At 62.8% G+C, this 12,131-nt stretch carries 15 protein-coding genes and 1 tRNA gene; 4 read left to right on the top strand and 12 right to left on the bottom strand.

Going from position 1 to position 12,131, the window contains the following annotated elements; genetic code table 11:
* Window positions 1-84: 84 nt before the first annotated feature.
* A complete protein-coding gene (locus RT662_RS10225; protein ID WP_313670606.1) occupies window positions 85-669 on the bottom strand; it encodes a helix-turn-helix domain-containing protein in 585 nt (194 codons plus the stop codon).
* 96 nt (window positions 670-765) lie between these two features.
* Between RT662_RS10225 and RT662_RS10220 the strand changes: the two genes are divergently transcribed.
* The 3 genes from RT662_RS10220 (at window position 766) to RT662_RS10210 (ending at window position 3,769) form a co-directional block, all read left to right on the top strand.
* Entirely contained in the window at window positions 766-1,791 is a 1,026-nt protein-coding gene (locus RT662_RS10220; RefSeq protein WP_313670605.1) for an aldehyde reductase, read from the top strand.
* A gap of 95 nt (window positions 1,792-1,886) precedes the next feature.
* Entirely contained in the window at window positions 1,887-2,795 is a 909-nt protein-coding gene (locus tag RT662_RS10215) for an SDR family NAD(P)-dependent oxidoreductase (RefSeq protein WP_313670604.1), read from the top strand.
* Window positions 2,792-3,769, top strand: coding sequence for an aldo/keto reductase (locus RT662_RS10210; RefSeq protein ID WP_313670603.1), 978 nt, complete (start codon window positions 2,792-2,794; stop codon window positions 3,767-3,769). The genes RT662_RS10215 and RT662_RS10210 overlap by 4 nt, the downstream gene beginning before the upstream one ends.
* Before the next feature lie 369 nt (window positions 3,770-4,138).
* Here the strand turns inward: RT662_RS10210 and RT662_RS10205 are convergent.
* A tRNA-Ser gene (locus RT662_RS10205) sits at window positions 4,139-4,228 on the bottom strand.
* A 164-nt stretch (window positions 4,229-4,392) separates the two neighbouring features.
* Between RT662_RS10205 and hspQ the strand changes: the two genes are divergently transcribed.
* Window positions 4,393-4,776 carry a heat shock protein HspQ gene (hspQ, locus tag RT662_RS10200; RefSeq protein ID WP_313670602.1) on the top strand — a complete coding sequence of 128 codons (384 nt, stop codon included), beginning with the start codon at window positions 4,393-4,395 and terminating at the stop codon, window positions 4,774-4,776.
* Here hspQ and RT662_RS10195 read toward each other — a convergent pair.
* The 10 genes from RT662_RS10195 to RT662_RS10150 form a co-directional block, all read right to left on the bottom strand.
* Complete coding sequence (locus RT662_RS10195; RefSeq protein ID WP_313670601.1) at window positions 4,773-5,333, bottom strand: demethoxyubiquinone hydroxylase family protein; 561 nt, start codon at window positions 5,331-5,333, stop codon at window positions 4,773-4,775. The genes hspQ and RT662_RS10195 overlap by 4 nt on opposite strands.
* Window positions 5,309-5,800, bottom strand: a complete 492-nt coding sequence (locus RT662_RS10190; RefSeq protein ID WP_313670600.1) for a disulfide bond formation protein B — start codon at window positions 5,798-5,800, stop codon at window positions 5,309-5,311. The genes RT662_RS10195 and RT662_RS10190 overlap by 25 nt, the downstream gene beginning before the upstream one ends.
* Window positions 5,790-6,371, bottom strand: a complete 582-nt coding sequence (locus RT662_RS10185) for a YqaA family protein (protein ID WP_313670599.1) — start codon at window positions 6,369-6,371, stop codon at window positions 5,790-5,792. The genes RT662_RS10190 and RT662_RS10185 overlap by 11 nt, the downstream gene beginning before the upstream one ends.
* Window positions 6,372-6,437: 66 nt before the next feature.
* A complete protein-coding gene (locus tag RT662_RS10180) occupies window positions 6,438-7,796 on the bottom strand; it encodes a S41 family peptidase (RefSeq protein WP_313670598.1) in 1,359 nt (452 codons plus the stop codon).
* A gap of 94 nt (window positions 7,797-7,890) precedes the next feature.
* Window positions 7,891-8,316 carry a 23S rRNA (pseudouridine(1915)-N(3))-methyltransferase RlmH gene (locus tag RT662_RS10175; RefSeq protein ID WP_313670597.1) on the bottom strand — a complete coding sequence of 142 codons (426 nt, stop codon included), beginning with the start codon at window positions 8,314-8,316 and terminating at the stop codon, window positions 7,891-7,893.
* 3 nt (window positions 8,317-8,319) lie between these two features.
* Window positions 8,320-8,682 (bottom strand): ribosome silencing factor, encoded by a 363-nt coding sequence (rsfS, locus tag RT662_RS10170; RefSeq protein WP_313670607.1) that lies wholly within the window; start codon window positions 8,680-8,682, stop codon window positions 8,320-8,322.
* 22 nt (window positions 8,683-8,704) lie between these two features.
* Window positions 8,705-9,325 (bottom strand): nicotinate-nucleotide adenylyltransferase, encoded by a 621-nt coding sequence (locus RT662_RS10165; RefSeq protein WP_313670596.1) that lies wholly within the window; start codon window positions 9,323-9,325, stop codon window positions 8,705-8,707.
* Window positions 9,325-10,560 carry a glutamate-5-semialdehyde dehydrogenase gene (locus RT662_RS10160; protein ID WP_313670595.1) on the bottom strand — a complete coding sequence of 412 codons (1,236 nt, stop codon included), beginning with the start codon at window positions 10,558-10,560 and terminating at the stop codon, window positions 9,325-9,327. The genes RT662_RS10165 and RT662_RS10160 overlap by 1 nt, the downstream gene beginning before the upstream one ends.
* Complete coding sequence (gene proB / locus RT662_RS10155; protein ID WP_313670594.1) at window positions 10,557-11,702, bottom strand: glutamate 5-kinase; 1,146 nt, start codon at window positions 11,700-11,702, stop codon at window positions 10,557-10,559. The genes RT662_RS10160 and proB overlap by 4 nt, the downstream gene beginning before the upstream one ends.
* Window positions 11,687-12,131: GTPase (locus RT662_RS10150; protein ID WP_313670593.1), on the bottom strand; the 445-nt coding region annotated here is incomplete at its 5' end. The genes RT662_RS10150 and proB, both read right to left, overlap by 16 nt.

Below are 12,131 nucleotides of genomic sequence, written 5' to 3'. Positions count from 1 at the left end.
CACAGCCTCCCAAGCCATGGTAAGACATTGATTCAGAAATCATCCAGAAACGCAACTGTAATGCTAGCTTCCAAATTCAAAGTCTCAGAAATTTCTATATGAAGACAGTATGGCCGAGACGAGCCTTCGCAAATCCATTTCAAGCTCCCCTCTGCTTTTGGCCTGTTCGCTGATCCCAATTGATGCACAGAAAATGAGCCTAGCGTCGTCTCGAGGTGCGCTGCACCCAGCCGCTTGCAACGCTCGAAAGATAACGTCCTCAATCGCCCTATCCATTGCGTTGAAAAGTTGACTAAATTCATGTCTGCGCGTGTCTAACAATTCCAATCTATGTGGGCTTCCAATAGCCGCATCAAACGCCCGTCCGTGCTTTGCCATAAGTGCATTGGATATGCGGTCAACAAGGCTCCCTTTCTCCTCAAGGGCAGTAATGACGCCGGATTGCATGTCGCTTGCCAATCGAGATGCGACGGCAGAAAAAACTGCCATCTTATCAGGGAAGTAAGCGTAAAGTGTCGCCTTGGAGACGGCACTAGCAGCAGCGATTGCTTCCATCGTAGCTGATCTCAGACCAACCTGCGCAAACAGGCTCTCGGCAGCGTCAAGAATGCGATCGCGCCTGGCGGTCTTCGCGCGGGCTATGGGTTTTGGGTCATCGTCGCGGGTCATAGCCTCTTGATAGGTTCCCGTCTTGACATCTGCAACCGACTAAACAATCGTATCATACGATAATCGTTTAAAACGTATGATTCTGAGGATGCCGCTATGCAAGAACGGGTACTGGTCACGGGAGCAAACGGCTTTATTGCCTCGCACATCACCAAGCTGCTGCTGGAGCAGGGGTTCGCCGTTCGGGGGACGGTGCGTAATCCGAGCAATTTAGAGGCAGTCGGCTTTTTGAAAGCATTGCCAAGTGCTGGTAATCTGGAGCTTGTTTCAGCGGACTTGAACGATGAGGGGGCTTTTTCAAGTTATACGGAAGATGTGGATTATGTAATTCACGCTGCAAGCCCATTTTTTATTGACGTCGAAGACGTTGAGCGGGATCTGGTTCGACCAGCGGTGCGGGGCACAGTTTCGGCGTTGGAAGCAGCCGCAAAGTCCACCCGCGTCAAGCGTGTTATACTCACTTCGTCGATGGCTGCTGTCACCGATGCGCCCGATGACAGGGTGTTGACCGAAGCCGATTGGAACGAAAAATCCTCTGCAAAGCGCAATCCCTACTATTATTCAAAGACCCAAGCTGAACGAGCAGCCTGGGCTTTCATCAACCGCGATAATATTGGCTTTGATCTCGTTGTTATAAATCCGTTTATGGTTGCTGGGCCTTCGCTAAGCACCGGCATCAGCACGTCTAACCAGCTCTTCATTGACATCGCCAACGGTCAATATCCTGCCTTGATGGCGCTCAACTGGGGGTTTGTTGATGTTCGAGATGTGGCTCAGGCTCACGTGCGAGCAATGACTGCACCGAACGCCAAAGGGCGCTACATCTGCTCGGCAGGTAATATGGATATGCACCAGATCACGGACATTATGAGATCCGCGGGTGTGCGGGGCAAACTTCCCTTTTTCGATATGAGTGGGCAGCTTGGCACGGCAGCGATGAAGCTTCTCTCACATTTTCAGCCGAGTGGCATTGGAAGCTATCTAAGAACGCACCTTGGAAGCGTGCCACATTTTGAAAATAGCAAAATTCGCCGCGACTTGGGCATCGAGTTTCGAGATGTCGAAGAGACCATATGTGACACAGTTAATGACCTCATCGAGTGGGGGCACTTATCTGTTTGAACGTACTCACGCCGTTTGTGACGGCCTTCATAGCGAAGGCCGCCAAATTTTAGGTCCGGCGCTGACAGTGTGATCGAGCGGTGCATCTTGTGCGTTTGACGATCGTCAAAATGATTACGACCAAGCTTAAAGGGAGCAAGGCCATGGATTTTGCAGGCAAGCGTGCCGTCATCACCGGCGCGGCTTCAGGCATCGGCAAGGCGCTGGCGCAGGAACTGGTTGCGCGAGGGGCACACATTGTAATGGCCGATATTACGCAGGAACCGTTGGAGGCAGCCGCCCAGGAACTCGGCCAAGCGGCAGCGTGGCTGGTCTGCGACGTGTCCGATCATGCCGCAGTCGAGGCGCTGGCGGCCTTCGTGCAGGAAAAGCTGGGTGGCTGTGATCTTGCCTTTGCCAATGCCGGAGTGATCATGAGCGGGCGGGCCGTGCGCGCCACGCCTGCCGAGATCGACTGGCTGCTGGGAATTAACGTGCGGGGAACTTGGTCGACCGCTTCGGTGTTCACCACGCTGATGGCCGCACAACCCGAAGGTGGCCACCTAGTCCTCACCGGATCGGAGCATTCGCTCGGCATGCAGCATGCGGGTTCGGGCATATACACCGCCTCCAAGCATGCAGTGCTCGGCCTTGCAGACGTGATGCGGGCGGAGGCCCCCGCCAATATCAAGGTCAGCGTGCTGTGCCCCGGTGTCGTCGGCACAGCCCTCAACGACCAGCCCCGTCCCGGTCGTCTGCCAGAGCGGCGGCGCGATCCGATAAGCGCGCATGTCATGGCGCGCGGTATGACGGCAAATGAAGCAGCAAGTCGCACGCTTGCTGGAGTGGCGGCAGGAGAGTTCTTCATCGTTACCCATCCCCATTCGCTCAAGGCAGCACAGGCCCGGCTTGCCGAACTTGAACAGGCCTACGCGCGTCAGGCACCTTGGTTCGAAGGTGCGGAAAAGTGGGACATCAACGTAATCAGTGCGGACATTCTGGCGGGACAGGAAAACAAGGCATGAAATACACATCTCTTGGTCGCACCGGCCTCAATGTCTCGCGCCTATGCCTTGGCTGCATGAGCTTCGGCGAGCCAGATCGCGGTCGCCACGAATGGTCCCTTCCTGAGGAACCAAGCCGCGAGATCATCCGCAAAGCGGCAGAGGCTGGGATCAACTTCTTTGATACTGCCAATGAATATTCGGCAGGATCGTCGGAGGAGATACTCGGGCGTGCGCTGCGCGATTTCACCCGCCGCGACGAGATCGTTGTGGCCACCAAGGCCTTTGCGCCGTGGCGCAAGGCACCCAACGCTGGCGGCCTGTCGCGCAAGGCACTGTTCCAGGCGATAGATGACAGCCTGCAGCGGCTCGGTATGGACTACGTGGATCTCTACCAGGTCCACCGCTGGGACCCGCAGACGCCGATCGAAGAGACGATGGAGGCGCTGCACGACATCGTGAAGGCAGGCAAGGTCCGCTACATCGGCGCCTCCTCGATGCACGCCTGGCAATTCGCCAAGGCGCAATATCTGGCGCAAGCGCATGGCTGGACGCGTTTCGTCTCGATGCAGCCGCAGGTCAATCTGGTCTACCGTGAGGAAGAGCGCGAGATGTTGCCGCTGTGCCTTGACCAAGGCGTAGGAGTGCTACCGTGGAGCCCCTTGGCGCGCGGTATGTTGACCCGCCCCTGGGGCACCAGCACCGCGCGTTCGAAAACCGACCAGTTCGGCCATTTCCTATACAGCCAGAACGCCGACAACGATCGGCAGATTGTCGAGGCGCTGGAAGATGTGGCGCGCGCGCACGGATTACCAATGGCACAGGTGGCCATGGCGTGGCTGCTGCATAAACCGGCCATCTCTTCGGCGATTGTCGGTGTGACGAAAGCCGCCCAGTTGGACGATGCCCTAGCTGCGCTGGCGATCCCGCTCGACGCCGATGAGATTGCCGCGTTAGAAAAACCCTATTTCCCGCATCGTCCAGTTGGCTTCTGAACGGCGCATGGCATTGTCAGACTAAAATTGCCGGCAAGGTAGGGCGGCGGTAAAATGGACGGATGTGTGGATCGGCGTCCAAAGCGCCCCCTCCACATCTTCAGCAACCAGATGAAAACGCTTAAGAAATATGGTTTCAGCCGGGGTCCCAGTCGGCGCCGATTTCCTGTTGAAGGCCAGTCGGAAATCGCAGTGTATCAAAGAGTTCGGTAAAATTGAGGTGGTCCCGCTTTGAGCGCCTATCCACACTCTAACCGATCGTGGAGGAAAATCAGGGGGTCAGGTCATTACCTGCCATCGGCAAAACCCCGCGGAAGCTAGGGATTTTCTGCCCTGTAGCGGGCCATCTCATTGGTTCGAATTGAGAGTTGGCGGAGAGGGTGGGATTCGAACCCACGGTACCCGTAAAGGCACAACGGTTTTCGAGACCGTCCCGATCGACCACTCCGGCACCTCTCCGCGAAGTGCGCCGGACAGTGGCTCGAGGCCAGTGTCCGGGTCGAGGGGCGGGCTATAGCGGAGGGGACGGGGCCTGCCAAGCCCGGCTTTGCTGCATTTTGAACAGGCGTGCGCGACACCGCCACCCCTTCACGTCAGCGCGCGACGTCCTATATTGCAGGAACATGACGCACGAGTGGAAATCGATGATCGCCCGCACCGCCCCCGAAGCCCCCGTTGAAGCGCCAACCCCGGCGACCTTCACCATTGGCGATGTGGTGAAGCACCGGGTGTTTCCCTTCCGGGGCGTGATCTTCGATGTCGATCCGGTGTTCAACAACACCGATGAATGGTGGCAGTCGATCCCCGAAACGATCCGGCCGCACAAGAACCAGCCCTTTTACCACCTTTTCGCCGAGAACGAGGAATCGGCCTATGTCGCCTATGTCAGCCAGCAGAATCTGCTGCCTGATCCCGATGGCGATCCGATCGGTCATCCGGGGGTAACGCAGATGTTCTCAGGCCGGGCGGGCGGGCGTTATCTGCTGCGCAACCAGATCCGCAATTAAATCCGCTTCGCCACGGCAATGGCGGTGCGGCAGCCGGCCTTGATCAACGATTCGAGCACCGGGAACGCGCCGCCACCCGTGTGCGCCGCAGCCGCCTCGCGGTGCTCCACTTCATCGGCGCGGTAATCGTCGATCATCGCCTTCAGTTCAGGATCGGCACCGTCGCCCAGCGCCGCGGTCTGCTCGCCATAATGTTCGTCGATCACGGTTTCGACCGCTTCGGTGCAGGCCATCGCCGCCTTCGGCCCCAGCAGCGCGGTGCCGGCACCCAGCGCAAAGCCGGCGACGTGCCAGAACGGCCCGAACAGCGTGGGCCGCACGCCGCGCCGCGCCATCACGGCGTTCATGCCATCAAGGTGCCGTTGCTCCTGGTGCGCCATGTGGCGGATCTCGCCAGCCATGGCATGGCGACAGCCCATCACCGCAAGTTGCCCGGCATAGATACGGGCGGCACCATGTTCACCGGCCTGATCAACGCGGATCATGGCGCGTGTGTCGAGGCGGCGGTCGCCGGGCAGGTGGCGGCGGGGCTTTATCGGGGTTTCAGCATCAGCCATGTGGCGGCTCCAACCAGAATCAGGGAGACGATGAAGTTCCACCCTGCCATGGAAATTCCGAACATCTGCCATGGTATGGCGTCGCAGCGCACCAGCGGCTGCGCCAATATGTCGGCCATCATCGATTTGGCGTCGCCGGCCACCGGTGGTGCCGTGCAGCGGGTGAGGCCCTGCCACCATTTCTGCTCCACCCCGGCATGAAACAGGGCGATGCCGGCGTTGCTGGCAAGGCCGAGGATGGCCATCCAGGCCGTTGCCGTCACCGCCGGGGACATCGCTGGCTGACGGCGCGCCACCATGCCCAGCAGCAGCGCATCGGCCGCGAAGAAAGCCGTGGCCATCAGTGCCCAGCGTTGCCACCAGCACATTTCGCACGGTACCAGCCCGCCGATCATCTCGAAGCCGTATGCGCCAGCCAGCAGCGCCAGGCTGCCAGTCAGCACCAATGCCGGCCCTTCAGAACGCATAGCGGACAACGACAAAACCACCGACAAACAGCGCGGTGGCCGTGAGCGCCAGCGCGTTGAAATAGCGATCAATGAGCAGTTGCGCCTGTGCGCCGAACCGCTTCAACACCAGCGCCACCAGAAAAAAACGCCCGCCCCGGCCCAGGATCGAGGCCGCAATCAGCACCGGGATCGAGAGCGACACAGAACCGGCGGCAATGGTGGCCACCTTGTAGGGGATGGGCAGGAAGGCAAAGGCCAGCATCCACAGGAAACCATTGGCCTTGATGTCGGCGGCAAAGGCCACGAACTTGTCTTCATAGCCATAGAAATTGAGCAGCGGCACGCCGATGGCCTGATAGAGCCCGGCACCGATCAGATAACCAAGCAGGGCGCCAGCCACCGACGCAACCGTGGACACCGCCGCATAGCGCAAGGAGCGTTCCGGGCGCGCGATCGACATCGGGATCTGCATGACATCGGGCGGCACCGGGAAGAAGCTGCTGTCGGCAAAGCTGATGCCTGCCAGCCAGCGTTCGGCGCCCGGGCCGGCAGCCTTGGCCAAGGTCCAATCATAAAGGCGGCGCAACACGGGCGGCGAAATCCTTCGCGGATGAAATCTGCCTCAGGGCTTAGCCGGCGTGTGTGACAGGTGCAATCACCGCGAGGCGCTGCGCGCGGGTGCGCCAGCCGCCACCTGCACCGCTGGCAGCGCGGGCGGTGCCAACCGGCCCAACAGGCGGATGGCATAATCCTGCTGATAATCCAGCACGCCCTTGGCCTTCAGATCCTCGGCCTTGGCCAGGAAGCGTGGATCGGCCTGGCCGTCCTGCTCGACCAGCTTGGCGGTGGCATCCTTGATCTCGTTGATCAGATGCTTCTTCAGATCGGCTTCGCGCAGCGGCTTGCGTTCGGAAACGCGCGGATCGGAAAGCTGCGGCACCTGGATATCGGGCTCGATGCCGTTTTCCTGCACACTGCGGCCCGATGGCGTGAAATAACGCGCCGTCGTCAGCCGCAAGGCGGTTTCGGCGGAAAGCGGATAAACCGTCTGCACACTGCCCTTGCCGAAGCTGCGCTGGCCCAGCACGATCGCGCGGCGGTGATCCTGAAGCGCGCCCGCCACGATCTCGGCGGCCGAGGCAGAGCCTTCATCCACCAGCACCACCACCGGCTTGCCATCGGTCACATCACCGGGCTTGGCGAAATAGCGATCAATATCGTTCTTGGCCCGGCGCCGTTCCGAAACCACTTCGCCGGCATCGAGAAACACGTCCGAAACCTTGATGGCTTCATCAAGCAGGCCACCGGGGTTGGACCGCAGATCGACGACATAGCCAACCACGCCGGCGCCCAGCTTGGCCTTGATGCCTTCAACCGCGGCACGCGTTGCCTCACCGGTCTTGTTGTTGAAGGTGGAGATCCGGATCAGGCCAACATTGCCCCTCGTTTCCCACTTCACCGGCTTGATCACCACCACTTCGCGGGTGAGCGTGAATTCCAGCGGCTTCGGCTCGCCCTGGCGCACGATGGTGAGCTTTATCTTGGTACCGGCCGGGCCGCGCATCTTGTCGACCGCTTCGTTCAGCGTGCCGCCATAGATCAGCTCGTCATCAAGATGGGTGACATAATCCCCGGCCTTGATGCCGGCCTTGGCGGCTGGCGTATCGTCGGTGGGAGTGACCACCTTCACCGCGCCATCCTCAGACGTCACAGTGAGGCCAAGGCCGCTATACTCGCCATCGGTCGTCTGCTTCAGATTGGCGTAATCGCGGCCATCCAGATAGCCGGAGTGCGGATCAAGGCTGGCCAGCATGCCATTGATGGCACCGCGGATAAGCGTCTTGTCGTCCACCTTGTCCACATAGGTCACGCGCACCCGCTCGAACACGTCCATCAACGCGTCGAGTTCCTTGTAGGTATCGGTTTCGGCGGCGGCCTGCACGGCGGCATAGGCCGGCACCAGCGCCAAAGCCGCCAGCGGCAGCGCAATCTTCCAGCTCTTGTTCAGGCTCATCGGACAGCAGACTCACGCATGAATAGAAACAGACGATAACAGAAGTGACACACAGCGCTACTCCCTGCGGCCTTTCGGGCCGCTGAACCGAGTTTCACTCGCGGTGATAGGGGTGGCCATCAAGAATGGAGAGGGCGCGATACAGTTGTTCGGCCAGCATGGCGCGCACCAGCATGTGCGGCCAGGTCGCCCGGCCAAAGCCGAGCAGCAGATCGGCCTTGTCCCGCGTGGCGGCATCATGGCCATCGGCGGCGCCGATCAGGAAACGCGCTTCACGCACACCATCATCGCGCCAGCGCGCCAGCAGGGCTGCCAGATCAGTGGAAGGCAGATCACGGCCGCGTTCGTCCAACGCCACGGTACGGCCCGGGCCGAGATGAATGCCGAACAGCGGCCACGGTGCCGTGTCGCCAATCTCCGTCACCACCAGCCGGCCGCGCAGGCGCTGCGCATAACGTTCCACCAGCTCGGATTCCGGCGATTGGCCGATGCGGCCGCGCGCGATGATGTGCAGCTTCACCGCTCAGCGCGGGGTTGCAACCACTGGGCCGGTGACAGGCGCGAAGGCCGGCGACGGGTTGGGCGCATCATCCAGGCCCCACATCTTTTCCAGATTGTAGAAGGCACGCACGTCCGGCCGGAACAGGTGAACGATGATGTCTCCGCAATCGATCAGCACCCAGTCCGCCGCCGGCAGACCCTGCACACGGGCGGTGCGGCGGAAATCGGCCTTCATCTTGTCGGCGATCTTCACCGCCATCGATGCCACCTGCCGGCCACTGCGGCCGCTGGCGATCACCATGAAATCGGCAATGCTGGTCTTGCCGGCCAGCGGGATGGAAACGGGATCCACGGCCTGATCATCGTCAAGGCTCTTCATGATCATGGCGTGGAGCTCGTCCACGCGGTCAGTCTTGGTCAAACGAACGTGCCTTTTCATCAAATCGGGCTTCTGTGGCCCAGCCGGGATCGGCGCTGCGGATCTCTGTAGCCGATTCTGGCCGCAAACGGGAGTGCAAGCTGATTATCGCCGGTAGGGCGGCCTGCGTCCAGCGTGAAGGCGCTGCGGGCGACCAGCCGCCCCCACCCTTGCCTGCCCACGCCAGCGCCGGCGCGCCGAGCAGCGATACGCCGGGGCGCGGCACTACGGCCAGCGGCACGCTGCTTAGGAAATGCCGCCAGCGCCGCCAACGGTGGAGTTCAGCCACGATGTCACTGCCGGCCAGCCAGACGAACTGGTGCTGCGGAAAGCGGCGCTGCAAGGCGGCCACCGTGTCGACGGCAAAGCGCGTGCCAAGCTGTGCTTCCAGCGCAGTCACCTTGATGCGGGGGTGGCGGGCAACGGCCTTAGCGCGCGCCACGCGCTTGTCCAGTGGCGCCATGCCGGCCGCCGATTTCAACGGGTTGAGCGGGGAGACCAGCCACCAGACGGCGTCGAGCTGCAACTGCTGCAATGCCACCAGGCTGATATGCCGGTGCGCGCCGTGCGCCGGATTGAAGCTGCCGCCCAGAAGGCCGATGCGGGCCATCAGGGCCGAACCTGGCCCGACCCACGCACGATGGTCTTGAAGATCGTCAAGCCCTCCAGCGCCACCGGGCCGCGGGCGTGCAGGCGGCCCGTCGCGATGCCGATTTCGGCACCAAAGCCGAATTCCCCGCCATCGGCGAACTGGGTGGAGGCATTGTGCAACACGATGGCCGAATCGACACGGGAAAGGAACCGCTCGGCCACGGCGGCATCTTCGGCCACGATCGAATCGGTGTGCTGGCTGCCGTGGGCGGCGATATGGGCGATGGCGCCATCCACGCCGGTGACTTCGGCGACGCTGGCGATGGCGTCGAGATATTCGGTGTCCCAGTCTTCGGGGGCGGCGGGTTTCACGCGTGTATCCAGCGCCTGCACCGCTGCATCGCCGCGCACTTCGCACGGCCCCGCCAGCAGCGCCGTCACCAGTCGCAGCTTCAGCGCGGCGGGGGCCGCAGCATCGATCAGCAGCGTCTCCATCGATCCGCACACCGCCGTGCGCCGCAGCTTGCTATTGATCACGATGGCCACGGCCTTTTCGGGATCGGCGCTGGCATCGACATAGACATGGTTGATGCCATCCAGATGCGCCAGCACCGGCACCCGCGCCTCTTGCTGCACGCGCGCCACCAGCCCCTTGCCGCCGCGCGGGATGATCACATCAATCAGGCCATGCGCGCCGAGCATCTCGCCGACCAGCGCCCGGTCACCGGCCGGCACCATCTGGACCGCCGCGGCCGGCAGGCCGGCTTCGCGCAGGCCGTGGGCCATGCAATCCAACAGCACGGCGTTGGACCGTGCCGCTTCCGATCCGCCGCGCAGCAGGCAAGCGTTGCCAGCCATCAGGCACAGGGCGGCGGCGTCCGCCGTCACACCGGGGCGGCTTTCATAGATGATGCCGATCACGCCCAGCGGCACACGTACGCGTTCGAACAAGAGGCCGTTGGGCTGCCTCCAGCGCGCAATCACCTCCCCCACTGGATCGGCCAGGCCGGCGACCGTGTCGAGCCCAGCGGCGATGCCCTCGATACGGCCGGTATCCAGCGCCAACCGGTCAACCAGCGCTGCTGACAGACCAACGGCGGCGGCCACATCGGCGGCATTGGCCGCCAGCAGCTCATCGCGGCGGGCGCGGATGGCCGAAGCTGCGGCGCGAACGGCCTGCGCCTTCTGCGCAGTCGGGGCGGCGGCCAGCGCCGGCAGGGCAGCCCGGGCAGAACGGGCCATATCGTTGATCATAGCGTCACCAGATGATCGGCGTGGACGAGAGCGGTGCGCGGTGCATAGCCCAAGACGGCGCCTTGGGCTTCGTTGCGCAGGCCAAGGATGGCGCGGGCATCATCGGCGTCATAGCCGGCCAGGCCGCGGCCAAGCAGTTCGCCGGCCGGGCCGACAATGGCCACTACGTCACCGCGCCGGAACTTGCCGTCAACGCCGCGCACACCCGCTGCCAGCAGCGAGGCACCGCGCTTCAGGGCAGCCGCCGCGCCGGCATCCACCGTCAACGTGCCGGCCACGGTGATACGCCCGGCCAGCCAGGCCTTGCGGCCCCTGGCAGCGCGCGGCGGCAGGAACAATGTGCCGCCGCCTGCCGTGGCAAAATGGGTGAGCGGGCGATCGACGCGGCCGTCACAGATGGCGAGCGATATGCCGGCGGCCCCGGCCATGCGCGCCGCCATCAGCTTTGCCGCCATGCCGCCCGAACCCATGCCCGAACGCGTTTCGCGCGTGGCCATCGCCATGATGTCGGGGGTGAGCGATTTCACCACCGACAGTCGTTGCGCGGCGGGATCGGTCGCCGGATTGGCGGTGTAGAGGCCATCGACATCCGACAGCAGGATCACCCCGCTCGCGCCCGCCGCCTGCGCCGCCCGCGCCGCCAGCCGATCATTGTCGCCAAAGCGGATCTCGGTGGTGGCCACCGTGTCATTCTCGTTCAGCACCGGCACCGCGCCCAGATCAAGCAGGCGGGCGATGGTGGCCGCCACGTTCAGGTAGCGCCGCCGGTCTTCCAGATCACCCAGGGTGAGCAGCACCTGCGCCGCCGTAAGCCCCTGCTCTGCCAGCAATTTCTCCCAAACCCCCGCCAGTGCCACCTGGCCCACGGCGGCAGCGGCCTGCGCGTCTTCCAGGCTGGCACGGCCGCCCTTGTCCAGCCCCAGCCGGCGCGCGCCCAGCGCGATGGCGCCCGATGACACAATGACGATCTGCTGGCCGGCGGCACGACGTTCGGCGATATCCGCCACCACGCCGGCCAGCCATTCGCTGCGAACGGCGCCAGCTGCATCCACCAACAAGGACGAGCCAATCTTCACCACCAGCCTTGAACAGCTGGTCGGGTCGAACTGGCGGGCCGGAATGGCGTCTAGAGCGGTGACCACGCCTTGTCCTCTGCCACCTTCATCGCCTGCGCGCGGCCGGCAATTTCCATCAGCTTGTCGAGCACGGGCTCGACGCCCTGCTTGGTGGCGGCGCTGACAACATAGACATGCTGCCCGCTTGCCTGTTCCAGTGCGCGTTTCTTGGCGGCAAGCGCCTGCGGTGTCACCAGATCGGCCTTGGACAACGCCAGTATCTCCGGCTTGGCGTCCAGCCCGCCACCATAGGCTGCCAGTTCCTCGCGCACGACGCGCCATTGGTCCACGGGGCCGGGCTGGCTGGCATCGACCAAGTGCAGCAGCACGCGGCAACGCTCGATATGGCCAAGGAAGCGGTCGCCGATGCCGACGCCGTCGGCTGCCCCGGCGATAAGACCGGGAATGTCGGCGACGACGAACTCGCGGTCGCGGTGCAGGACGACGCCCAGGTGC

It is taken from the genome of Sandarakinorhabdus sp., assembly GCF_032115815.1.
GTDB lineage: Bacteria > Pseudomonadota > Alphaproteobacteria > Sphingomonadales > Sphingomonadaceae > Sandarakinorhabdus.
Note: the sequence above shows the minus strand (reverse complement) of the source record. Positions and strands in the feature narration are given on the sequence as shown.

Bases quoted from the DNA above. Each gene is read 5' to 3' on its own strand.
- RT662_RS10225 (WP_313670606.1), bottom strand. From the start codon at position 669: ATGACCCGCGACGATGACCCAAAACCCATAGCCCGCGCGAAGACCGCC.
- RT662_RS10220 (WP_313670605.1), top strand. From the start codon at position 766: ATGCAAGAACGGGTACTGGTCACGGGAGCAAACGGCTTTATTGCCTCG.
- RT662_RS10210 (WP_313670603.1), top strand. From the start codon at position 2,792: ATGAAATACACATCTCTTGGTCGCACCGGCCTCAATGTCTCGCGCCTA.
- hspQ (WP_313670602.1), top strand. From the start codon at position 4,393: ATGACGCACGAGTGGAAATCGATGATCGCCCGCACCGCCCCCGAAGCC.
- RT662_RS10195 (WP_313670601.1), bottom strand. From the start codon at position 5,333: ATGGCTGATGCTGAAACCCCGATAAAGCCCCGCCGCCACCTGCCCGGC.
- RT662_RS10190 (WP_313670600.1), bottom strand. From the start codon at position 5,800: ATGCGTTCTGAAGGGCCGGCATTGGTGCTGACTGGCAGCCTGGCGCTG.
- RT662_RS10180 (WP_313670598.1), bottom strand. From the start codon at position 7,796: ATGAGCCTGAACAAGAGCTGGAAGATTGCGCTGCCGCTGGCGGCTTTG.
- rsfS (WP_313670607.1), bottom strand. From the start codon at position 8,682: ATGATCATGAAGAGCCTTGACGATGATCAGGCCGTGGATCCCGTTTCC.
- RT662_RS10165 (WP_313670596.1), bottom strand. From the start codon at position 9,325: ATGGCCCGCATCGGCCTTCTGGGCGGCAGCTTCAATCCGGCGCACGGC.
- RT662_RS10160 (WP_313670595.1), bottom strand. From the start codon at position 10,560: ATGATCAACGATATGGCCCGTTCTGCCCGGGCTGCCCTGCCGGCGCTG.